Annotated in this window: 20 protein-coding genes; 9 read left to right on the forward strand and 11 right to left on the reverse strand. The window is 72.4% G+C overall.

The genetic code is table 11. The annotated features are described in order from the left end of the window. A complete protein-coding gene (locus ACIA5D_RS09075) occupies positions 1-888 on the reverse strand; it encodes an amidohydrolase family protein (protein ID WP_396029505.1) in 888 nt (295 codons plus the stop codon). A 56-nt stretch (positions 889-944) separates the two neighbouring features. On the opposite strand from ACIA5D_RS09075, the gene ACIA5D_RS09080 reads away from it, so the two are divergent. Both ACIA5D_RS09080 and ACIA5D_RS09085 read left to right on the forward strand, forming a co-directional pair. After that, the gene (locus tag ACIA5D_RS09080) at positions 945-2,453 is read left to right on the forward strand and encodes an MFS transporter (RefSeq protein ID WP_396029319.1); all 1,509 of its coding nucleotides are present in this window, start codon (positions 945-947) and stop codon (positions 2,451-2,453) included. After that, entirely contained in the window at positions 2,450-3,055 is a 606-nt protein-coding gene (locus ACIA5D_RS09085; RefSeq protein ID WP_396029320.1) for a TetR family transcriptional regulator, read from the forward strand. The genes ACIA5D_RS09080 and ACIA5D_RS09085 overlap by 4 nt, the downstream gene beginning before the upstream one ends. On the opposite strand, the gene ACIA5D_RS09090 is transcribed toward ACIA5D_RS09085, so the two are convergent. Further along, the gene (locus ACIA5D_RS09090) at positions 3,042-3,557 is read right to left on the reverse strand and encodes a TetR/AcrR family transcriptional regulator (RefSeq protein ID WP_396029321.1); all 516 of its coding nucleotides are present in this window, start codon (positions 3,555-3,557) and stop codon (positions 3,042-3,044) included. The two genes, ACIA5D_RS09085 and ACIA5D_RS09090, sit on opposite strands and share 14 nt — an antisense overlap. 72 nt (positions 3,558-3,629) lie before the next feature. Between ACIA5D_RS09090 and ACIA5D_RS09095 the strand changes: the two genes are divergently transcribed. The 3 genes from ACIA5D_RS09095 to ACIA5D_RS09105 are packed head-to-tail and all read left to right on the forward strand — an operon-like array spanning position 3,630 to position 7,850. After that, a complete protein-coding gene (locus ACIA5D_RS09095) occupies positions 3,630-4,301 on the forward strand; it encodes an SDR family oxidoreductase (protein ID WP_396029322.1) in 672 nt (223 codons plus the stop codon). Between the two features lie 35 nt (positions 4,302-4,336). Further along, entirely contained in the window at positions 4,337-4,669 is a 333-nt protein-coding gene (locus ACIA5D_RS09100; RefSeq protein ID WP_396029323.1) for a hypothetical protein, read from the forward strand. Then, on the forward strand, positions 4,656-7,850 hold the full coding sequence (locus ACIA5D_RS09105) for a caspase family protein (RefSeq protein ID WP_396029324.1): 3,195 nt from the start codon (positions 4,656-4,658) through the stop codon (positions 7,848-7,850). The genes ACIA5D_RS09100 and ACIA5D_RS09105 overlap by 14 nt, the downstream gene beginning before the upstream one ends. Here ACIA5D_RS09105 and ACIA5D_RS09110 read toward each other — a convergent pair. After that, a complete protein-coding gene (locus tag ACIA5D_RS09110) occupies positions 7,804-8,067 on the reverse strand; it encodes a hypothetical protein (protein WP_396029325.1) in 264 nt (87 codons plus the stop codon). The genes ACIA5D_RS09105 and ACIA5D_RS09110 overlap by 47 nt on opposite strands. 68 nt (positions 8,068-8,135) lie before the next feature. Between ACIA5D_RS09110 and ACIA5D_RS09115 the strand changes: the two genes are divergently transcribed. Continuing rightward, positions 8,136-9,554, forward strand: coding sequence for a GntP family permease (locus tag ACIA5D_RS09115; protein ID WP_396029326.1), 1,419 nt, complete (start codon positions 8,136-8,138; stop codon positions 9,552-9,554). Here the strand turns inward: ACIA5D_RS09115 and ACIA5D_RS09120 are convergent. After that, entirely contained in the window at positions 9,551-10,936 is a 1,386-nt protein-coding gene (locus ACIA5D_RS09120; RefSeq protein ID WP_396029327.1) for a PLP-dependent aminotransferase family protein, read from the reverse strand. The genes ACIA5D_RS09115 and ACIA5D_RS09120 overlap by 4 nt on opposite strands. On the opposite strand from ACIA5D_RS09120, the gene ACIA5D_RS09125 reads away from it, so the two are divergent. Continuing rightward, positions 10,935-11,843, forward strand: a complete 909-nt coding sequence (locus ACIA5D_RS09125; protein ID WP_396029328.1) for a DMT family transporter — start codon at positions 10,935-10,937, stop codon at positions 11,841-11,843. The two genes, ACIA5D_RS09120 and ACIA5D_RS09125, sit on opposite strands and share 2 nt — an antisense overlap. 124 nt (positions 11,844-11,967) lie before the next feature. Here ACIA5D_RS09125 and ACIA5D_RS09130 read toward each other — a convergent pair whose 3' ends face one another. From ACIA5D_RS09130 to ACIA5D_RS09140, 3 genes are all read right to left on the reverse strand, one after another. Further along, complete coding sequence (locus tag ACIA5D_RS09130; RefSeq protein WP_396029329.1) at positions 11,968-12,423, reverse strand: hypothetical protein; 456 nt, start codon at positions 12,421-12,423, stop codon at positions 11,968-11,970. A gap of 102 nt (positions 12,424-12,525) precedes the next feature. Then, positions 12,526-12,669, reverse strand: a complete 144-nt coding sequence (locus ACIA5D_RS09135; RefSeq protein ID WP_396029330.1) for a hypothetical protein — start codon at positions 12,667-12,669, stop codon at positions 12,526-12,528. 28 nt (positions 12,670-12,697) lie between these two features. Further along, positions 12,698-13,342 (reverse strand): TetR/AcrR family transcriptional regulator, encoded by a 645-nt coding sequence (locus ACIA5D_RS09140; RefSeq protein ID WP_396029331.1) that lies wholly within the window; start codon positions 13,340-13,342, stop codon positions 12,698-12,700. 58 nt (positions 13,343-13,400) lie between these two features. On the opposite strand from ACIA5D_RS09140, the gene ACIA5D_RS09145 reads away from it, so the two are divergent. After that, positions 13,401-14,237 (forward strand): SDR family NAD(P)-dependent oxidoreductase, encoded by an 837-nt coding sequence (locus ACIA5D_RS09145; protein ID WP_396029332.1) that lies wholly within the window; start codon positions 13,401-13,403, stop codon positions 14,235-14,237. Here ACIA5D_RS09145 and ACIA5D_RS09150 read toward each other — a convergent pair. Beyond that, entirely contained in the window at positions 14,234-14,677 is a 444-nt protein-coding gene (locus tag ACIA5D_RS09150) for a hypothetical protein (RefSeq protein WP_396029333.1), read from the reverse strand. The genes ACIA5D_RS09145 and ACIA5D_RS09150 overlap by 4 nt on opposite strands. Before the next feature lie 164 nt (positions 14,678-14,841). Between ACIA5D_RS09150 and ACIA5D_RS09155 the strand changes: the two genes are divergently transcribed. After that, positions 14,842-16,668, forward strand: a complete 1,827-nt coding sequence (locus ACIA5D_RS09155; RefSeq protein ID WP_396029334.1) for a LamG-like jellyroll fold domain-containing protein — start codon at positions 14,842-14,844, stop codon at positions 16,666-16,668. A gap of 1 nt (position 16,669) precedes the next feature. Here ACIA5D_RS09155 and ACIA5D_RS09160 read toward each other — a convergent pair whose 3' ends face one another. Genes ACIA5D_RS09160 through ACIA5D_RS09170 form a run of 3 tightly spaced genes read right to left on the reverse strand, consistent with a single transcriptional unit; the run spans position 16,670 to position 20,523 of the window. After that, positions 16,670-18,109, reverse strand: coding sequence for a serine/threonine-protein kinase (locus ACIA5D_RS09160; RefSeq protein ID WP_396029335.1), 1,440 nt, complete (start codon positions 18,107-18,109; stop codon positions 16,670-16,672). Between the two features lie 9 nt (positions 18,110-18,118). Then, positions 18,119-20,215 carry a bifunctional polysaccharide deacetylase/glycosyltransferase family 2 protein gene (locus ACIA5D_RS09165; protein ID WP_396029336.1) on the reverse strand — a complete coding sequence of 699 codons (2,097 nt, stop codon included), beginning with the start codon at positions 20,213-20,215 and terminating at the stop codon, positions 18,119-18,121. After that, positions 20,212-20,523 (reverse strand): hypothetical protein, encoded by a 312-nt coding sequence (locus tag ACIA5D_RS09170; protein ID WP_396029337.1) that lies wholly within the window; start codon positions 20,521-20,523, stop codon positions 20,212-20,214. The genes ACIA5D_RS09165 and ACIA5D_RS09170 overlap by 4 nt, the downstream gene beginning before the upstream one ends. Positions 20,524-20,546: the final 23 nt, after the last annotated feature.

Genomic DNA, 20,546 nt, shown 5'->3' on the forward strand with positions numbered 1-20,546 from the left:
TCACCCGCGCGGCGTCATACCGAACAGGTCACGGGCGTTCTCCCAGCACACCGCCCGTAGCCACGTGTCGCCGAGGTCCAGGTTCGCGAGCGACTCGAGCTGGTGCGCGTAGGCGTACGGGATGTTCGGAAAGTCGCTGCCGAGCAGAACTTTCCCGCTCAGCCCGAGATCGCGCAGCCGCGGCCGCAGGCCCGGCGGGAAGGGCGCCATGTCCTGGAAGAAATCCGTGAAGGCCATGGTCGTGTCGAGCCGCACCCGCGGGAAACTTTCCGCCATCGAGAGAAAGTCGGCGTACTCCGGTGCCCCGAGATGGGCGACGACCACGGCGAGGCGGGGATGCCGGGCGAGCACCTCGCCGAGCGGCCCGGGCCCGGTGAAGCCGGCCGCGACCGGCCCCGACCCCGCGTGCACGACGATCGGCGTGCCGGCGTCGGCGAGCAGCCCCCACACCGGGTCCAGCGACGAGGCACGCGGGTCGAAGCCGCCCACCTGAAGGTGCACCTTGAAGATCTGGGCGCCGGCCTCCAGCGCCGCGCGGGTGTGCTCGAGCACGCCGGGCTCGGGAAAGAACGTCGCGCTGCGAAGACACCCGGGGGTCCGCGCCGCGAAATCCAGCGACCACCGGTTCAGGTCGGCGGCCATGCCGGGCCGGTGAGCGTACGCGAGGGCGCTGAACCCCCGGACGCCGAGCTTGCCCAGCACCGCCATGCGTTCCGGGAGCGAAAGTTTGTACCGGATCGGCCATTCGCGCCCGATCAGCGGCCCCGCCGAGTCGAAATGCGCCCACACGCGCCGCTCCATCCGGGGCGGCAGAAAGTGCGTGTGCACGTCGAACACGCCCGGAAGTCCCAGCCCGGCCCAGAACCCCGGCACCTCGTCGTCGTTCATCACACTCCGATCCTAGGACTTGACGGTCACTACCAAGTGGGAGTTACTGTCAAAACATGGCTACTTCCAAATCGCGCTGGTACGCGCTGGCCGCCCTGGCCCTGTCCACGCTCGCCATCGGGCTGGACACCACGATCCTCAGCGTTGCCCTGCCCACGCTGAGCCGTGACCTGCACGCCACCACCGGCGACCTGCAGTGGTTCACGAACGCCTACCTGCTGGTCCTCGCGGCCGTGCTGCTCCCGGCCGGCATGCTCGGCGACCGCTTCGGCCGCAAGAAGCTGTTGCTCGGCGCTCTTTTCGTCTTCGGCGCCGCCTCGGCCGCCTGCGCCTGGTCGGCCAGCACCGGCCAGCTGATCGCCGCCCGCGCCGTCCTCGGCCTGGGCGCCGCCGTGCTCATGCCGCTCTCCGGCGCGGTGCTGACCGTGCTCTTCGACGACAAGGAGCGCTCGAAGGCGCTGTCGGTCTGGCTCACCGCGAGCGCCCTCGGCATCCCGCTCGGCCCGCTGCTGGGCGGCTGGCTGCTCGACAACTTCTGGTGGGGCTCGGTCTTCCTGATCAACGTCCCGCTGGTCGCGATCGCGCTGGTCGCGGTCACGTTCTGGGTGCCCGAGTCGCACGGTGACCGCACCCGCCGCTTCGACCTGCTCGGCGTGCTGCTCTCCGCGGGCGGCCTGGTCGCGCTCACCTACGGCATCATCGAGGCCGGCGACCGCGGCTGGGGTGACGCCCGCTCGCTGGCCACGATGATCGGCGGCGTGGCTCTGCTCGTGGGTTTCGTGGTCTGGCAGCGAAAGGCGAAATCGGCGCTGGTCGACCTCGATCTGTTCCGCTCCCGCGCCTTCACCGGCGGCGCGGTCCTCGCGACCGTCGCCAGTTTCGCGATGCTCGGCCTGCTTTTCGCGCTGCCGCAGTTCTTCTCGGCGGTCGGCGGCCAGGACGCGTTCGGCTCCGGCCTGCGCCTGCTCCCGATCATCGGCGGCCTGCTGATCGGCGCGCGCACCGCCGAGAAAGTTGCCGCGCGGGTCGGAAACCGCGTTGTCATCGCCGGCGGCCTGGCGCTGATGACCGCCGCGATGGTGGTCGGCAGCCTGACCGACGCGACCAGCGGCTACGGTTTCGTCGCCGCGTGGATCACCGCGGCCGGCATCGGGCTCGGCTTCACGCTCCCGCCGTCGATGGACGCCGCGCTCGGGGCGCTCACCGCCGAGCGCAGCGGCGTCGGCAACGGCCTGCTCCAGGCGATGCGGCAGGTCGGCGGCGCGATCGGGGTCGCGGTGCTCGGTACGGTGCTCAACAGCGCCTACCGTTCCGGCCTGCCGGTTTCGTCGGGCCCGGTGCGGGAGAGCGCCTCCTCCGGCGTCGCGGTGGCCACCCAGGCGCACGATGCGAGCCTGCTCGACGCCGTACGCGATGCCTTCACCCACGGCATGGACGTGTCGCTGCTGGTCGCGGCCGCGGTCGCGGCGGCCGGCGCGATCCTCGCGCTGCTGATGCTTCCGCGCCGCACGCCCGTCGCGCCGGTGGAACCCGAACGTCTCGTGCTGGCAGAATCGGGCCTATGACCTCGTCCCTGCCGGCCGGGTTACGGGAACGCAAGAAAGCGAGAACCCGGGCCGCCATCCGCAATCACGCGTTGCGTCTGTTCGAGGAGCAGGGGTACGCGGCGACCACCGTGGACCAGATCGCGGAGGCGGCCGAGGTCTCGCAGAGCACGTTCTTCCGATACTTTCCGACCAAGGAAGACGTGATCCTCACCGACGACTACGACCCGGCGATCGTCGATGCGATCAAGGCGCAGCCGCCGGGCACCTCGCCGGTCCGGGCCCTGCTCAACGGGATGCGTGAGGTCTTCCTCAACCTCAGCCCCGAGGAGTGGTCGAGCGAGATGCGCCGCCAGGCCATCTACCAGTCCGTCCCCGAGCTGCGCGTCCGGGCGATGAACCAGACGGTGCTCGCGATCGACATGCTGGCCGCCGCGCTCGCCGACCGGGACGGCAAGCCGCACGACGACGTCACGTACCGGGTGATCGCGGGGGCGATGGTCGGCGTGGTGCTGGCCGTCGCGCCCCCGGGCGGGCGCGACGGCGGCGGCTTCGAGCCGAGCAATCTCGCCGAGGTCGAGGCGGCGCTGGGCATCCTCGAGGAACAGTTCAGGCTTCGCTGAGCAGCCGCTCCCGCGCCGCTTGCAGGACCCGGCCGGAAACTTCCGTCCCCGCGGTCGCGCGGGCGAGCACCATCGCGCCGACGAGCGTGGCGACGTCCGCGAGACTGCCCAGCTCGCGGGCATAAAGATCAAGGCCTTTCGCGTACGCGTCGACGGCGGCCCCCGGCTGCTCGTGCGAGAGATCGCCCCCGAATCCGGCCGCCGGGCACCCGTCGCCCGGCCGGTCACGATGCTCCGCCGACAGGTAGGTCCGCACGAAATTTTCGCGGTCGACGGTGCCGAGCCGGTCGGTCAGCTCTCCGAACGCCTGCCCGACGGCCTCGGCCACGAGGGCCTCCTTCGAGGCGAACTGCTTATAGAAGCCGCCGTGCGTCAGCCCCACCTCGGCCATCACGTCGGCCACGCTGACCCCGGCCACGCCCCGTTCGCGAAACAGCCGGGCCGCGGTTTCGATGATCCTTTTCCGGTTCTCCTGCGCCTGCGCCTGCGAAACCCGTCCCATGCCGCCAAGTATAGATGGTGTGTGTCATCTATTGCCTTGCCCGGCTTAGATGATATGAGTAATCTAACCGGCATGGACCTCACGAACTCCGTAGCCCTCGTCACCGGCGCCAACCGCGGCCTCGGCCGCCACTTCGCCGCTCAGCTGCTCGAGCGCGGCGCCAAGGTGTACGCCGGCGCCCGCAACCCCGAGACGGTCGACCTGCCCGGCGCGATCCCGCTGCAGATCGACGTCACCGACCCGGCCTCGGTCGAGCGGGCCGCCAAGGCCGCCACAGACGTCACCCTGCTGATCAACAACGCCGGGTCGAGCACCCACCAGTCGCTGATCGACGGCGACCTCGACCTGATCCGCCTCGAGATGGACACCCACTACTACGGCACGCTGGCCGTGACCCGGGCATTCGCGCCGATCATCGAGGCCAATGGCGGCGGCGCGATCCTCAACGTGCTGTCGGTGCTGTCGTGGTACCACCCGGCCGGCGCGGGGGCGTACAGCGGGGCGAAAGCCGCGGGCTGGGCGCTGACGAACGCCGTACGCGACGAGCTCGCCCCTCGCGGCATCGCGGTATCCGGCCTGCATGTGGGCTACATGGACACCGATATGGCGGCGACCATCCCGGCCGACCAGAAGACCGACCCGGCGATCGTGGCCGCGCTGGCCCTCGACGGCGTCGCCGAGGGCCTCACCGAGATCCTCGCCGACGACGTCACGCGCGGCGTGAAGGCGGCACTCGCGGGCTGACACGGAGGTCGGCCCGACGTGCTTGAATCCCTTGCATGAGGGCCATCGCCGGCGTCGCTGACCAGCAAGATCTCCCGGTGCTCCGATCCCTGTACGACTGGCTCCGCCGCTCGCCGGGCCTGGAAGTCACCGCCGACCCCAGCCCCGCGCACCAGGGGGCCGCCGAGATCGTCAACATCGTGCTCAGCAACTCGATCGCGCTCGGCAGCTTCCTGGTGGCGCTGCGGGCCTGGCTCGGCACCCACCCGCGGAAACCGCCGATCACCATCGAGGTCGACGGCGTGCGGGTGACCGTCGCCGGCGACTCGCCGGAGAGCCTGGCCGTGCTGGAGAAGGCGCTGCGGGCGGCGCTGGATGACGACGACTGATCTCATGCTGCCCGATCCGTCGGGTTCCCGGGCCGTGCTGGTCGGACCGGCCGAATACACGCACCTCAGCCCGCTGCCGGCCGTGCCCCGCAATGTCGCACGCCTGTGGGACCTGCTCACCGACCCGGAGATATGGGGGTTGCCGTCCGAGCATTGCGTGGCGCTCACGGATGCGGCCGTCACCGACGATGTCGAGGAGGCATTGCTCGACGCCGCCCGCGCCGCCACGGACACGCTGCTGTTCTACTTCGCCGGGCACGGCCTGCTCGACATCGACTCGGGCCAGTTGTTCCTGGCTCTTGGCAACGCCGAGAACGACCCGATCCATCGGGCTGTCGACTACCACCGTGTCCGCCGGGCGATGCTGGAGGCTCGCTGCCCGTCCAAGGTGGTAATCCTGGACTGCTGCTACAGCGGCAAGGCGACGATGGGCGACTTCGCCGACCAGACGATCGTCGAGGGCACCTATCTGCTCACCGCCTGCGACGAGCGCAGTCTCGCGGTCGCCCCGCCGGGCGCTCCGCTCACCGCCTTCACCGGGGAGCTGGTGCGGCTGTTGTCGGAGGGCGTGCCCGGCGGCGCGGAGCTGTTGAGCACCGAGCACGTGTACTGGCGGCTGCGCGACCGCCTCGTCGCGGCCAGCCACCCGGTACCGCAGCAGCGCGTCGGCAACCGAGGCCACCACATCGTGCTCGCCCGAAACCGGGCCGTGCGTCCGGCCCGGCCCGTCGAGTCGCCGCCCGTTGAGTCGCCGCCTCCGGCGCCGGCCGCCGCGGCCGTCCGGCCGCCGTGGCTCGCCCCGGCCGCGGTTCTGAGGCGGCTCGCCGAGATGCGCTCGGACGGTGACGACCGGGCCGCCGGCGCGCTCCTCGACGCGATCGGCGCCGGGCGGGCCCGGCAGGAGGTGGTCGGGATCGTCGAAGCCCTGGACGGGACCGGCGCCACCACCGACGCCGACCGCATCCTCACGGCCGCCGCGCGCCGGCCGGCCCACGAGGTGACGGACCTGATCGGCATGCTCGTGGGGTTGCGGCGCCCGGCCGTGCTGGCCCGGATCCGCCGGCAGGTCGCCGGGCTCGACGCGGCGGCGGTCGTGGCGATCGCGGGACGGCTGACCCCACCCGAGCGCGACGCGCTGCTGGACGCGGCCGTCGACGCTCGGTTCGGCCGGCCCGACGACATGATCGCCCTGGTCGCTACGCTTTCCACCGAGCTGGAGCCGGACGGAGTGCTGGACACGCTGCTGGAGCGCACCGCCGCCCGGATCCCGCCGGGTGACGCGGCCGGCCTCGGCGACGTGCTGCGGGAGGCGGGGCGGGAGGAGGCGGCGTACGTCGTCTACGCGGCGGCCAGCGCGGTCCTTGCCCGGCGCATCCCCGTGGACATCGCGCTGCTCGCCGAGGCCATGCACGAGGCCGGTCGCACGGATCAGGCCCGTGAGCTGGTCGGCCGGGCGCTGAGCGAGTGCCGGCGTCCCGGCGACTACGCCGCCATGCTCCTGCCACTGCGGGCGACCGCAGTCCCGCACGCGGTGCAGGACGCCGTCACCTCGGCGGCTTCCACGCTGACCGGTCCAGACCTGCTGGTGCTCGCCGAAATGCTGTGGCGCGGCGGGTACGACGAGGAGGCGGGCGACCTGGTCGCCGAGGCCGCGGCCCGGCGCCCGATCGCCGAGACCATCGGCTGCCTGCGAGCGGTGGCCGAGGCGGGCCGGCCGTGGGACGCGCGGCGCGTCGTCGAGGCGGCCGCGAACCGCGACGCCGGCGAGGTCGCCGAGCTGTTCCGCCACCTCGAGGACGCCGACCCGCTCGCGCTCGGCTTCCTGACCGACGCCGTGGCGGACCAGGACGACCCGGCGAAGGCCGGCGCCCTCATCGTGCTGCTCGACGACGCCGACGGGGCCGCGGCGTTCCTCGACCGGCTCGCCGAGGCGCACGTCGACCATGTGCCCCGGATGACCCAGGGAATGGACCGGCCGCAGCAGCGCAGCGTCGTCCGGCGCGTCGCCAGGGCGGCTCCAGCTGCACTCGACAAAGTGGTCGACGACCTGGTGGCGGTGACGAAGATCGTCCTATCTCGCTTCACACTGGACGTCGACGACCTCCGGCCCGAACGCAAGGCGATGGTCATCGATGCGGTTGTCGCTTCGCCCACGGCGGCCGCTCGCGTGGCCGCGGCAGCCGCAAATCGTCGCACCATCCGCTCGCAGCTCGCCGAGCAGGTGATCCGCGAGCCGCCCGGCATCGTCCTGGCGTACCTGACCCGGGTGTGGTCGGCCGGCGACACGGCCGGCACGGACGCCCTGCTCGAAGGGCTCGCGCTTCACGAGGACGTGCCGCGCTGGACAGCCCGGGTCTGGCACGTCGCGCCCGAGCCCGCCGGCACCGCCGGCCGTCGTCCCGACCTGGTGGACCGTTTCCTCGGTCTTGTCGTCGAGAAGCGCTCGCCCCGGCAGGTGGCCGCGTTGCTGGGTCTTCTCGACGGGAGCGGGGCGGGGCCGATGGCCGAGCGGATCGTCCAGGCCCTGCGGGCCGAGCCCGGGCGGTGGTGGTCGCGGGCGCACATCGCGGAGCTGCTGGGCGACTCGCCCCGCGCCGGAGCCCTGCTCGCCGGCTTGTCCGCCGACCGGATCGAGCCCGTCCGCGCGGTCGCCGTGGCCGCCGTGCGCGCCCTGCTGACACCCGAGCGAGACCCGCGGACGCCGTTCGAGCCCGTCGGTGCGGCCGCGCGTCACCCGGGGGCGGCCGGGCGGGACCCGCGGAAGCCGGTGGAGGCGACGGCCTTCGACGTGCGCGGTGAAGTCCTGGACGGCCGGGAAGGACGGTGCACCGTCGCCGTGGACGCGGAGGGCTTGCGCTGCGAGTGGGGCCGCATCGAGTTCACGGCCGGCCACGCCGAGCTCGCCGACCTGGCGCGGCTTCCGCGAACACAGGCGGAACAGCGCATCCGGGACGCCGTCAACATCCTGTTCAACCCGTCACCCAAGGCCCCACCTCGGGGCCAAATCCCCCCGGCCCCGCCGGTTGGAGTGAAGGTGATGGCGGACATCGTCAAGTCGGTGGTCGATGCGCTCCGAGCTGCCCAGGCTCCGCGCCTCGACGACCCGCTTGGCCCCTTGCCGGCGGAGGGTCCGTTCAGTGGCGGGCGACCAGGGCCTGCCGCGCCGCCCGTTCGGCCTTGAGCACCCGTTCGGTCGCGTCCGGCGCCAGACCCGGTTCGCCGCTTGCCACCGCGTACGCCTCGCGAAGCCGCAACAACAGAAGCGCGAGCCGCCTTGCCTCGCCGGTCGCGCCGGCCGGCTCGCGTCGCAGCACCGACGTGGCCGCCGCGACCTGATTGATCGCGTCCCCGAGGTGGCGGGCGGCGGCACGAATCTCCGGACCGATCGACCTGGGCATATGTCCCTGCTACCCCCTGCGGCCTTTCGGCAAGATTGAAATCCGTACGGCGGGGGTAACGCGCACGCATGATGCCGCTCGCCGCCGAGGCGATAACCGATGCCGGGACTACCCAACTCGTGCTCGCCGCGGTGCTCGGCATCGCGGCCGTCGTCCTGCTCATCGCGTGGGCGAAGTTCCACCCGTTCCTCGCCCTGATCCTCGGCTCGGCGGTCCTCGGCCTGGTCGCCGGGGCCGCGCCGGGCGCCACGGTCACGTCCTTCAGCACCGGTCTCGGTAGCACCGTCGGCAGCGTCGGCCTGCTCATCGCGCTCGGCTCGATGATCGGCGCGCTGCTGGCCGAATCCGGCGGCGCCGACGGGATCGTCCACCGGATCGTCCAGCGGGTCTCCGGCTCGGCCCTGCCGTGGGCGATGGCCGGCGTGGCCGCGCTCGTCGGCCTGCCGCTGTTCTTCGAGGTCGGCGTGGTACTGCTGGTGCCCATCGTGCTCCTGGTCGCCCGGCGTACCGACATCGGCCTGCTCCGGATCGGCATCCCCGCGCTGGCCGGCCTCTCGGTGCTGCACGGCCTCGTGCCGCCGCACCCCGGCCCGCTGGTCGCGATCTCCAGCCTCAACGCCGACCTCGGCCTGACGCTGCTGTTCGGCCTGATCTGCGCGATCCCGACGGTGATCGTGGCGGGTCCGGTCTACGGCAACTGGATCTCCAAGCGGGTGCGGGTGCCGGTGCCGGCGCTGCTCGAACCGGTCGGCGCGGGCGCGGCGTCCGGCGACGAGGATTACACGGAGGACGCGACCCGGCCGGAGCGCACGCACCGGCGCAACCCGGGCTTCTGGGCGGCGGTGCTGACCGTGCTGCTGCCGATCCTGCTGATGCTCGCCCGGGCGGTCGGGGAGTTGACCCTGGAGAAGGGCAACAGCGTGCGCGGCGCGCTCGACGTGCTCGGAAACCCGCCCGTGGCGCTGCTCATCGGTGTGCTCGTGGCGATGTGGACCCTCGGCAAGCGCTCCGGCATGGACCGGCGCGAAACCAACGCGGTGCTCGGCGGCTCGCTGCCGCCGATCGCCGGGATCCTGCTGATCGTCGCCGCGGGCGGCGGCTTCAAGCAGGTGCTCGTCGACGCGGGCGTGGGCAACGTGGTTGCGGACGCGGCGCAGGACGCGCACATCAACGCGCTGCTGCTGGGCTGGCTGGTCGCCGTAGGCATCCGGCTGGCGACCGGCTCGGCAACGGTCGCGACGATCACGGCGGCGGGCATCGTGGCGCCGCTGGCGGCCACGCTGGACAGACCTGAGGTCTCGCTGCTGGCGCTGGCGATCGGGTGCGGGTCGCTGTTCTTCTCGCACGTCAACGACGCCGGGTTCTGGCTGGTCAAGGAGTACTTCGGGATGACCGTCGGGCAGACCGTCAAAACCTGGTCGATCATGGAGACGATCATCTCCGTGGTCGGCGTGATCTGCGTGTTCCTGCTCGACCTCGTGGTTTAGACGGCGCGGGCCAGGCGCCGGACGGCTTCGTCCATGAGGTCGGGCGGCGCGGCCGCGTAGGTGAGCCGCAGATGAGCCGCCGGCGGCTCGGCGGCGTACCAGGGGCGGCCGGGGAAGACGACCACGCCCTCGGCCGCCGCGGCGGCGGTCACCTCCACGTCATCGAGGCCGTCGGGGAGCGGGACCCACAGGTGCAGGCCGCCGCGCGGGATCGCCGGCGGCACGAGCGACGGCAAGTGGCGGCGCAGGGCGGTCAGCAGGGCCTCGCGGCGCTCGCGCAGGGCGGTCCGCAGGGCGCGGCGGTGGCGGGACCAGGCCGGGGCGGTGAGGAACTCGAGGGCGGCCTGCTGCAGGGGGCCGGCCACGAAGAAGTCGTCGAGCAGGCGGGCGGCGCGCAACCGGGCGCCGGCCGGGCCGCGGGCGCCGGCGGCGGCTATGCGCAGGCCGGGGGCGGCCGGCTTGGTGAGCGAGCGCAGGTAGACGACGTGGCCGTCGGGGTCGTCGGCGGCCAGCGGCGCGGGGGGATCGCCGTCGATGGTGAGGTCGCGGGCGTAGTCGTCCTCGATGAGGAACGCGCCCGCGTCGCGTACGGCATCGAGGACCGCGGCCCGGCGGCGCGACGACAGGCTCGCGCCGGTCGGGTTGTGGTGCAGCGGCTGGCAGTAGAACAGGCGGGCGCCGGTGCGGGCGAAGGCCGCGGCGAGCTGGCCGGGGAGCACGCCGTCGGCATCCATGGGCACGGGCACGACGCGCAGGCCGGTGGCGCGGGCGGCGGCGAGCGCGCCCAGGTAGGTGGGGGACTCGACGAGCAGGGTGTCGCCGGGATCGGCCAGCGAGCGCAGCGCCGAGGAGAGGGCCGCCTGGCCGCCGGGGCAGATGACCATGTCGTCCGCGCGCAGGCCGCCGCCGGTCGAACGGGCGAACCAGGCGCGCAGATCTTCGCGGCCCTCGACCGGGCCGCGCTCCCAGGCGGCGGGATGGCGGGCGGCGCGGGCCAGGGCGGCGCCGAGGGCGGCGGACGGCTGGAGGTCGGGGTGCAGGTAGCCGCCGGAGAGCGGGATCGCGCCCGGCGCGGGTAACGCGAGTAACGCCTGCATGTCTGCTTCGCCGCCGGGACGGGCGCCCAGCGCGACCGTCTGCCAGGACAGATCGGGCAGGCGGGGGAGGCCGGCTCGTGGCGCGACGAACGTGCCGCGGCCGGGGCGCGCCTCGACGATGCCCTGAGCGGCCAGTTGGCGCACGGCTTCGGCCACGGTCACCGGCGAGGCGTGATGCCGGGCGGTCAGCTCGCGCATCGAGGGCAGGCGGGCGCCGGGTGCGCCGGCCGCCGCGAGCGCGCGCAGATCTTGGATAACGCGGTCGACTGCGTTACCGTTCTCCATGACAGCACAGAGTAGCGCTACTGCGCCGCCGACGGTAACAGCGGATCGGATCGGCGGCCTCGCCCTCGGGGCGCTGGGGGTGCTGGCGTTCAGCATGTCGTTGCCGGCCACCCGGGTGGCGGTGCACGAGATCGACCCGTGGTTCGTGGCGTTCGGCCGGGCCGTCGGGGCGGCGGCACTGGCCTGGGTCTACCTGGGCCTGACGGGAGCGCCGCGGCCGTCGGGAATCCAGTGGCGGCGGCTCACGGTCGTCGCGCTCGGTGTCGTGTTCGGCTTTCCGTTCTTCACCTCCCTCGCGCTGACCACGCAGACCTCGGCGCACGGCGCGGTGGTGGTCACCGTGCTGCCCGCCATGACCGCGATCTTCGCGGTGTTGCGGGCCGGTGAGCGTCCACCTCCGCTGTTCTGGATCGCCAGCCTGGCCGGGGTGAGCGCGGTGCTCACCTTCCTGATCGTCAGCGGCGAGGTGCACGGCGCCCTCACGGCCGCGGACTTCTACCTGCTCGCCGCGGTGGTGCTCTGCGGTCTCGGGTACGCGGAGGGTGGCGCGCTCGCCCGGGAACTGGGCGGCGCTCGTACGATCTGCTGGGCTCTGGTCCTGAGCCTGCCTGTCACCCTGCCGGTCGCGCTCGGCGCGGCCCTCGTGCACCCGCCTCGCGCCGGCGGAGCGGCCTGGGCGGCGTTCGGCTACGTCACCGTGGTCTCCATGTTTCTCGGCTTCTTCGCCTGGTACGCGGGCCTCGCCCGCGGCGGCATCGCCCAGGTCGGGCAGATCCAGCTGGCCCAGCCGGTCCTGACCCTGGCCTGGTCGGCGCTGCTGCTCGGCGAGTCCGTGACCCCGGCCTCGATCGGTGCGGCGCTGGTCGTGCTGATCTGCGTGGTCCTGACCCAACGCACGCGCCGATGAAGCGATGCGCGAAAGCCGGTGCGTGAAAGCCGGCGCGCGAAAGTTGCCGGTGCGTGAAAGCCGGCGCGCGAAAGTTGCCGGTGCGTGAAAGCCGGCGCGCGAAAGTTGCCGGCGAGGCCGGCGGTCAGCGGGAGACGACGCCGTTGCGGGCCTCGATCGCCTTGACCGTGTTGCCGAACGCCTTGACCAGCCCGCCCTTGGCGACCGAGCCGAGCAGCGCCCCGACCAGCTTGCCCTTGACGTTCTTGCCCTCGCGGACCACGACCGCGTCGATGGCGGTGGTGCCGTCGGCCTGACGGGTCATCGTGTACGTATGCCCGGACGCCCCGCCCCAGAGGTTGGAGTCGATCGTGCGCATGACGATGCGGTTCGGGTCGGACCAGTCGTACTGCAGCCGCTCCCAGACGCCGCCCTTGCCCTCGGTGACGTCCGCCCGGCGCGGGCTCTGCGAGTGGACCTCGAGGTCACCGTCGGCGCTGTTGGTGATGATTTCCTGGCGGCCCGGCCCGAAGTCGGTCACCCCGGCGACGAACTGCTCGGGGGTCAGGGTGGTCGTCTCGTGCATGTGGATCGTGGCCATCGGAGGTGCTCCTCTTTCTCTGTGGTGACTACAGATTTCCCCAGCACCCCCTCCGCCGAACCAGTAGGAGACCCTGGGCGGCCCCCTGGCTGGCCCCGGTGGTCACAGGTCGCGGCGCGCCAGGGCCACCCCGGCCAGCCCCAGGACCAGCGCGATCCACAGCGCTGACCAGCCAAGATAGGCAAACGTCACGCTGTTGGCGCTGGTGAACGGGGACGCGCCCGCGCCCGACATGAACTGCGCCATGACGCACCGCCGGCGGCGGTGTGACAACTCAGCGCAGACCGGTCAGCAGCGCGGTGAGGATGCGGGTCAGCCGGGGCTCGACGTCGACGACCGCGTGGGCCAGGTCGGGGTTGGTTTCGTAGAAAGTTCGCAGGGTCGTGCCGGGCGCGGCCATCTGCCAGAGGGCGCCGGCCATGCTCGTGGCGGTGGAGATGACGTCGATGACCTGTTGCTCGGTCAGGGCGAGCAAGTTTCGCAGGTCGTCGACCAGCGGGCCGAGCGCGGCGCGGTTGGAGGTCTTGTAGTCGCGGACGACCTCGAGGGAGACGTTGCGCTCGAGGTTGAGCGGGGCCTGCGCGAGCAGGTCGCAGAAGAGCGGGCGGGAGGCGAGGGTGTGCGCCAGGAGCCGGGCCACCGCGGCCGGGCCGGCGCCGGCGGCCGGCAGGGCCGTGCGGACGGCGGCGGTCCACTCGCGCCAGCCCTCGGCCGCCAGCGCGAGGAAGATCTGCTCCCTTGTCTCGAAATATCGGAGCATGGCGGATTTGTGGAGGCCGACCGCCGCCGCCACGTCGGTCAGCGTGATGTCGCGGACCGGGCGGCTCATCGCCAGCGCCCGGGCCGCGGCCAGGATGTCCTGCGAGCGCTGGGCCTTGGCGGAGGCGCTGCGGGCCCGCTGGGGAGTCGCCGACGTCACACCCGAAGATTAACACAACCTCGTTGCGCTAATAACACAACCGCGTTTTACTAAGTGCATGAGCGAACAGACATGGTTCATCACCGGCGCCTCCCGCGGTCTCGGCCGCGCCATCGCGGAGGCCGCCCTGGCCGCGGGCGACCGGGTCATCGCGACCGCCCGCCGCCCCTCGCAACTGAAAGACCTGGTCGACGCGTACGGCGACCGCGTCGTTCCCGTCGAGCTCGACGTCACCGACGCCGAGGCCGTCGCCAGGGCCGCGAACCGGCAGATCGACGTGGTCGTCAACAACGCCGGCTACGCCAACCTCGGCCCGATCGAGACCACCACCGAAGAGGACTTCCGCCGCCAGTTCGAGACGAACTTCTGGGGCGTCTACAACGTGACTCGCGCGGTGCTGACCGGGATGCGCGAGCGGGGGAGCGGCACGATCGTGCAGATCTCCTCGATCGGCGGCCGGGTCGGCGGCAGCGCCGGGCTCGGCTCCTACCAGGCCGCCAAGTTCGCGGTCGATGGGCTCAGCCGGGTCCTCGCCGTCGAAACCGCGCCCCTGGGCCTGCGCGTGCTGGTGGTCGAGCCGGGCGGGTTCGCCACCGACTGGGCCGGCTCGTCGATGACGATCCACGACGTGCCGCCGGCCTACGACGCGACGGTCGGTGCGCGCGTGCGCGGCATGGACTCACCGAACCTTTCCGCCGGCGACCCGAAACGTGCCGGCGAAATTCTCGTCCGCGTCGTGCACGGTGACGACGCGCCGACCCACCTGCCGCTCGGCGTGAACGCGACCACGATGGCGCAGGCCGACGCCCGCCGGGAGCTGGCCGAGGCGCAGAAGTGGGAAAGCGTGAGCCGCTCCGCCGACTTCGCCGAGCCTTACCCGGTCGACCTGCCCTAAGCCGATGGGCAGGCGTCGTCGAGTTTCTGCCCGACCGTCTGGAAACCGCCGTTGACGTACGCCTTGGGATCCTGCTGCTGGGATGCCGCGGTCAGGTCGGACGACACCTCGCCCAGCGCCTGCTTCAGCGCGGGGTCGGTGGTGCCGGCGGCCTCGGCATCGAGCTTGCCGGCCATGTCGGCGAAAGTGTCGCGCAGCCCTTGCCGGGCGTGCTCGCCGTCGCCGGTCATGTACCCGGCGAGCCGGACCGCGCCGTCGGTGAGAATCTTGTAGGCGGCCGTGCACACGTACTTGGGCACGCCGGCCGAGGCGGACGGGGTCGGCGCCACGCTGAACGGCACCGGCACGCTCTCCGGCGAGATCTCGATCGAACAGCCGGCGGCCAGGGCCGCCGTCGCGACCAGGGCGAGGGGCAGGGCGGCGAGGCGACGTTGCGGCACGGCGTTTCTCCCTCTGTCTCTCACGCGTACGCCGGAAGCATAGATTCCCGCGGCGCGAGACATTGAACGTGGGCGATGAGCTTCGACCGTGTTACCCCCTTCGGTCCGATTTGCCACCCGATCGGTTGCGCATCTTCCACGCCGGACCACCGTTGACGTGCAATGTGCTCAACTTGCGAAAAAGCGGTAAATCGCTCGCCCGGCGAACGCTGATCGTCGGCGTCGCCACGGTCGTTGTCGCGGCCGGCGGCGCCGCCCTCGCCGAGGTGGTCTCGCCCGACCCGGTGACGTCGCCGTCGTTCAACGGTCCCGTCTACGCGGTCGCCTACCGGGGCGGCGCCGTCTACGTCGGCGGAAACTTCACCACCGCCAACGCCGGCGGCAAGAACGTCGCCCGGACCCGCCTCGCCGCCTTCGACGCCCGCACCGGCGCCCTGCTGCCGTGGAATCCGAGCGCCGACGCGAACGTGCGCGCCCTCGCCGTCGACGGCGACGTGGTCTTCGCCGCCGGCGACTTCGACACGATCAACGGCGAGCCGCGGGACGCGGTGGCCGGGATCGGCGCGACCAGCGGCGTGACCACGTCATTGCGGCACACCGTGCTCGGCCAGCCGAACGCGCTCGTCGCCGGCGCCGGCCGTCTCTACGTCGGCGGGCGGATCACCGCGGTCGACGGGGTGCCCCGCACCAACCTGGCCGCGTTCACGCTGGCCACGGGCGCGCTCGACGCGTGGGCGCCGACCGTGGACGACGTGGTGAACGCGCTCGCTCTCGCGAACAACCGGGTTTATCTGGGCGGCCGTTTCCACAGGACCAACGGGGTGAGCTCGACCCTCCGCCTCAGCGCGGTCGACCCGGCCACCGGCGTACTCGACAAGGGGTTCCTGCCGAAACCGGTGTCGCAAGTTTTCGCGCTCGCCGCCGACAGCACCGGGGTCTACGCCGCCCTCGGCGGTCTCGGCGGGCGGGCGGTCGCCTACACGCAGGCGGGCGCGACCCGATGGACGCGCGTTTTCGACGGTGACGCGCAAGCGATCGCGGAGCTCGACGGCACGACGTATGTGGGCGGGCATTTCGACAAGGCGTGCACCACCTCGAACAACGGCGTCAAGGGCGTGTGCACCGACGGCTCGGTGCCGCGCGGGAAACTCGCCGCCGTCGACAGCCAGGGCAACCTGCTCGACTGGTCGCCGCAGGCCAACGGCGTCGCCGGAACCCGGCAGCTGGCGACCAGCCCGGCGCTCGGCGCGATCAGCGCGGTCGGCGACTTCACCCAGGTCGGCGGGGTGACCCGCAAGCGGTACGTGCAGTTCGCCGGGGTCACACCGCACGAGGAGAAGGCCACGGCCGCGAGCGACTACGTGGCGTCGTACAACTTCGACACCACGATCGCGGACGGGACCTTCGACGACGGGTCGGCACACGGGCACCTGCTGCGGGCCGTCACCCGCAACGGCGCGAAGATCACCCTGACGCCGCGCGGGACGGGACAGGCGCTGACGTTCCCGCCCAAGTGCACCGGCACGGCCTGCCCGCGGCTCGTGCTGCAGGCTGCCGACACGCCGGACCTGAACCCCGGCGCGAGAAATTTGCGCTACGGCGCGTCGGTGCTGCTGGCGCCGGCCGAGACGGCCAGCGGCGAGAACATTCTGCAGAAGGGCTACTCGACCGGCGGCGGCCAGTACAAGCTGCAGGTCGACGGGGTCTCCGGGAAACCGAGCTGCGGCATGGCCGGCGCGAACGAGACGGCCGTGCACATCGCGCGCAGCCGTCAGTCGATCGCGGACGGAAAGTGGCACACCCTGGAGTGCCGCCGGAGCGGCCCGACGCTGTCGATCGTGGTGGACGGGCTGATGCAGGCCGGCGAGGCCGTCCCGGAAGACCTGGCCGTCACGTCGGCTCAGCCGTTCAGCATCGGCGGCAAGGGCGTGGGCGCCGACAACGACCAGTTCCACGGCTCGCTCGACGACATCTGGATCCACATCGGCTGATTCAGGGGGTCGGCGTGGCGGCGGCCTCGTCCTGGTCGCCGCCGCCGCTGCCGCCCTCGCCCTCGTTCCCGCCGCCGTCGCCTCCACCGGGGCCGCTGTTGTCGTCGGTGGTGGTGGTCGCCTCGGGCTCGGTGGTCGCCGTGGTCGACGTCTGCTGCGGCGCCGTGGTGGTCGGCTCGGTCGTCGGCGCCTGGCTCGGGGTCGGCGTCGCGGCCGGGCCCGGGACGCCGGTCTTGGTGGTGGCGTTCTGGCCGGCGGGTCTCGTGGTTTCGCGGTTGCCGTTCTTCTTCGTCGCGTTGCCGGCCGGCGCGGCGGGGGAGACGTTGGCGCCGCTGGTCGCGTCGGCCGGGGGAGTGCTGGGCAGGTTGCCACCGACGTTGGCCAGGGTCAGGACGGTCGCGAGGGTGCCCAGCACGATCAGGGCGGCGGCGCCGAGCAGCAAGTTTCGCCGCCGGTTGTTCTTCGCGCCGGGGCCGGGGCCACCGGGCCCGTCCGGCAGCATCGCAAGCACGGCCGTCCCGGATCCCGCGGGGCTGGCCGGGCGGGTCGTGGCCGCCGTGCCGGACCAGGCCCCGGCGGCCGTCGCCCCCAGCGCGCCGGGCGCGGCCAGGATCGCGGTGGTCCCCGCGCCGGCCGAGGCCAGCTCGGCCGCGTCCGCCATCGCCGACGCCGACGAGAAGCGGGCCGCCGGGTCCTTGGCCATCGCCGTCTCCACCACGACGCGTACCGGCATCGGGACGTCGTTCGGCAGGGGCGGCGGCTCGTCCTCGAGGTGCTGCACGGCGATCCCGATCGGGTTGTCGCCCATGAACGGCGGGTGCCCGGTCAGGCAGTGGTAGGCGACGCAGCCCAGCGCGTACACGTCGGCCGGAGGCCCGGTTGTCTCCTTGGAAACTTGCTCGGGGGCGATGTAGAGGGCGGTGCCCACCACCTCTTTCGCGCCGGTCAGGGCGGCCGACTCGGCCGAGCGCGCCACCCCGAAGTCGACCAGCACCACCGTGCCGTCCGGCCGGATGATCAGGTTTCCGGGCTTGACGTCGCGGTGCACGATGCCCGCCCGGTGCGCCGCCTCGAGGGCCCGCCCGGCCTGCGCCACGATCGACATCGTCTCCGCGGGCGAAAGCCGGCCGCGGGCCGCGATCCGCTGGTTGAGCGCCTCACCCTCGACGCGCGCCATCACGATGTACGCGTCCGGCCCGCTCTGCCCGTAGTCGTAGACGTCGGCGACCCCGGGGTGGTGCAGCACCGCCATCGCCCGCGCCTCGTGCTTGAAGCGCGTCTGGAAGCCGGGATCCTCCGCCCGTCCGGCGTGCAGCGTCTTCACGGCGACTTCCCGGCCGAGCACCGTGTCGGTGGCCTGCCAGACCTCGCCCATGCCGCCGGCTGCGATCCGGTCGTCCAGCCGATATCGATCACCGAGAACTTCTCCAGGGCGGGGCATGGTATCCCTCTACCCACTCGGCGCGGCGCTGAAATCTCCCGTCCGTCGTATCTTCTGCCAGCCCAGCCGTCGCCCGGTCAGCGCGGCCAGGGCCGAGGAGAGCAGCACCGCGTACATCACCTGGCGGTAGACGACCTGCTGCAGCGGCAGTGTCCACAGCGGGCGCAAACTTTCCCGGTCGAGGCGGAAAGCGAGCACTGCGGTCACCGTCTGGACGAGCAGCATCGCCAGCCAGCCGAGCAACGTGATCTGCCGGTCCAGGAAGAACAGCCCGTACACGGCCATCAGGTCGATCAGGGGCGCGAGCAGCGGCAACACGACGCTGAACAGCGCGATGAACGGGATCCGGGTGCGGCCGAAATGTCCGTGGCGATGTTTCCACAGCGCCTGCATCGTGCCGTAGCTCCACCGGTACCGCTGCCGCCACAGCTGCCGGACGGTGGCCGGCGCCTCGGTGTAGGCGACTGCCGTCTCCTCGTAGACGACCCGCCACCCCGCCTGCTGGATGGCCAGGGTCAGGTCGGTGTCCTCGGCGAGCGTGCCGGTGCTGAGCCCGCGGGTGTCGTCGAGCGCCGCCCGGCGGAACGCGCCGAGCGCGCCGGGGACGGTGGGGATGCAGCCGAAAGTGTCGTAGAGCCGCCGGTCCAGGTTGAAGCCGATCACGTACTCGATGTGCTGCCATTTGCCGAGCAGGCCGCGGCGGTTGCTCACCTTGACGTTGCCGGCGACCGCGCCCACCTCGGGGTCGGCGAACGGCTGGACGAGGCGGTGCACGGAGTCGGGCAGCACCACGGTGTCGGCGTCGACCATGACGATCAGGTCGGCCCGCGACAGCGCCACGCCGGCGTTGAGCGCCCGCGCTTTTCCGCCGCTCGGAATCCGTACCACCTGGACGTTGTCCATGGCCTCGACGACCTCGGCGGTGCCGTCGGTCGACTCGTCGTCGACCACCAGCACCGACACGTCCGGGTGCTCGGAGCGCGACATCGACGCCACGGCGGCGCCGATGGTCTCCCGCTCGTTGTAGGCGGGCACCACGATCGTCACCGGATCGTTCACCTCCGGCCCCCACGACCAGGTCGGGGCGCGCCGTCGCCGGGCATGCGCGACCGAGAACACGAAAAGGATCAGCGTGCGCGCCACGATGAGGCCGCCGGCCAGGATCAGCAGGACCCAGAGCAGTCTCAGGACGGCGTCCGACCCGCGTACGGTCCAGGCGAGAGCCCGGCCCCGCCAGACCTCCGCCGTGCCCGCCTCGGGGTTGACCTGCCCGGTCACCGTGCTGAACCGGTAGCCGCGCTGCTGCAGCAGCGGGATCAGCCGGTCGAGCGCCGCCACCGTCTGCCCGCGGTCGCCGCCCGCGTCGTGGAACAGCACGATCTCGCCGTCGTCGCCGCGCGGGGTCGCGTTCTGCACGATCCGGTCGACGCCCGGCCGCTTCCAGTCCTCGCTGTCGAGGTCGTCGAGCACGGTCAGGTAGCCCTGCTCGCCGACCGCCCGCACGGTCGCGTAATCGTCGTCGGTGAGCGCGTCCGCCGTCGACGAGTACGGCGGGCGGAGCAGCGCGGTTCCGCGCCCGGTGGCGTACGCGATCGCCAGTTGGGTCTGTGAGTTCTCCATTTGCCGGCGCCACCGCGAAAGTTGCGCGAGATCCGGGTGGGTGAAGGTGTGCGCGCCGATCTCGTGCCCCTCGGCCGTGATCCGCCGGGCGAGGCCGGGATTCCGCGCCACCTGGGAGCCGACCACGAAGAAAGTTGCCGGCACGTGGTGCTTGGCGAGCACGTCGAGGACGCGGGGAGTCCAGGTGGGATCGGGACCGTCGTCGAAGGTCAGCGCGATCGTCCTGGCCGGCATCCGCCGTGAGGTGGGCTTCCCGTCGTCCATGCCGATGATCGCGCCGCCGTCGTGGACGGCCGCGGGCACGTCGTTGTCCTGCGCCGAGCGCGGGGTGGTGCCGTCCGGGCTGAATCCGGCGTCGGTGTACACCTCGACCACCACGACCGTCCCGATCAGCAGCAGCGCCACCAGCGCGAACAGCAACCGTGGCCCGCGCCGGGACCGTTGCGGTCCGGTCTCGACCGGCGCCGGGGTCCCGTAGACGGTCACCGCGGGACCGAGACGGACGGGACCGGCCGCGGCGGCGGGGCGGCCGGTCCGACCAGCTGACTCACCCACACCACCGCCAGCGCGAGGATCAACAACACCCCCATCGCGTACGCGACCGCGCGCACCCGCCGGCGCCGCGTTCCGCTCGGATCCACGAAAACGGGCTGGGTCGACGCCACGCCCGGCTCGACGATGCCGGTGACCGCGTGCTCGGGCAGCCGCGCCTTGCCCGCCGCCTGCCCGACTTTCGCCCGGCCGCGCGGGGGCCGCCGCACCGGGGCTCGTCCGCTCGGCTTCTGCTCCGCCACCCCATCGACGCTAAGAGAAGCGG

It is taken from the genome of Actinoplanes sp. NPDC051513 (genome assembly GCF_044454685.1).
Taxonomy (GTDB): Bacteria; Actinomycetota; Actinomycetes; order Mycobacteriales; family Micromonosporaceae; genus Actinoplanes.

Bases quoted from the DNA above. Each gene is read 5' to 3' on its own strand.
- ACIA5D_RS09100 (WP_396029323.1), top strand. From the start codon at position 4,337: ATGAGGGCCATCGCCGGCGTCGCTGACCAGCAAGATCTCCCGGTGCTC.
- ACIA5D_RS09130 (WP_396029329.1), bottom strand. From the start codon at position 12,423: ATGGCCACGATCCACATGCACGAGACGACCACCCTGACCCCCGAGCAG.
- ACIA5D_RS09145 (WP_396029332.1), top strand. From the start codon at position 13,401: ATGAGCGAACAGACATGGTTCATCACCGGCGCCTCCCGCGGTCTCGGC.
- ACIA5D_RS09160 (WP_396029335.1), bottom strand. From the start codon at position 18,109: ATGCCCCGCCCTGGAGAAGTTCTCGGTGATCGATATCGGCTGGACGAC.
- ACIA5D_RS09105 (WP_396029324.1), top strand. From the start codon at position 4,656: ATGACGACGACTGATCTCATGCTGCCCGATCCGTCGGGTTCCCGGGCC.
- ACIA5D_RS09125 (WP_396029328.1), top strand. From the start codon at position 10,935: ATGACAGCACAGAGTAGCGCTACTGCGCCGCCGACGGTAACAGCGGAT.
- ACIA5D_RS09085 (WP_396029320.1), top strand. From the start codon at position 2,450: ATGACCTCGTCCCTGCCGGCCGGGTTACGGGAACGCAAGAAAGCGAGA.
- ACIA5D_RS09115 (WP_396029326.1), top strand. From the start codon at position 8,136: ATGATGCCGCTCGCCGCCGAGGCGATAACCGATGCCGGGACTACCCAA.
- ACIA5D_RS09110 (WP_396029325.1), bottom strand. From the start codon at position 8,067: ATGCCCAGGTCGATCGGTCCGGAGATTCGTGCCGCCGCCCGCCACCTC.
- ACIA5D_RS09090 (WP_396029321.1), bottom strand. From the start codon at position 3,557: ATGGGACGGGTTTCGCAGGCGCAGGCGCAGGAGAACCGGAAAAGGATC.
- ACIA5D_RS09135 (WP_396029330.1), bottom strand. From the start codon at position 12,669: ATGGCGCAGTTCATGTCGGGCGCGGGCGCGTCCCCGTTCACCAGCGCC.
- ACIA5D_RS09095 (WP_396029322.1), top strand. From the start codon at position 3,630: ATGGACCTCACGAACTCCGTAGCCCTCGTCACCGGCGCCAACCGCGGC.
- ACIA5D_RS09080 (WP_396029319.1), top strand. From the start codon at position 945: ATGGCTACTTCCAAATCGCGCTGGTACGCGCTGGCCGCCCTGGCCCTG.
- ACIA5D_RS09075 (WP_396029505.1), bottom strand. From the start codon at position 888: ATGAACGACGACGAGGTGCCGGGGTTCTGGGCCGGGCTGGGACTTCCG.
- ACIA5D_RS09120 (WP_396029327.1), bottom strand. From the start codon at position 10,936: ATGGAGAACGGTAACGCAGTCGACCGCGTTATCCAAGATCTGCGCGCG.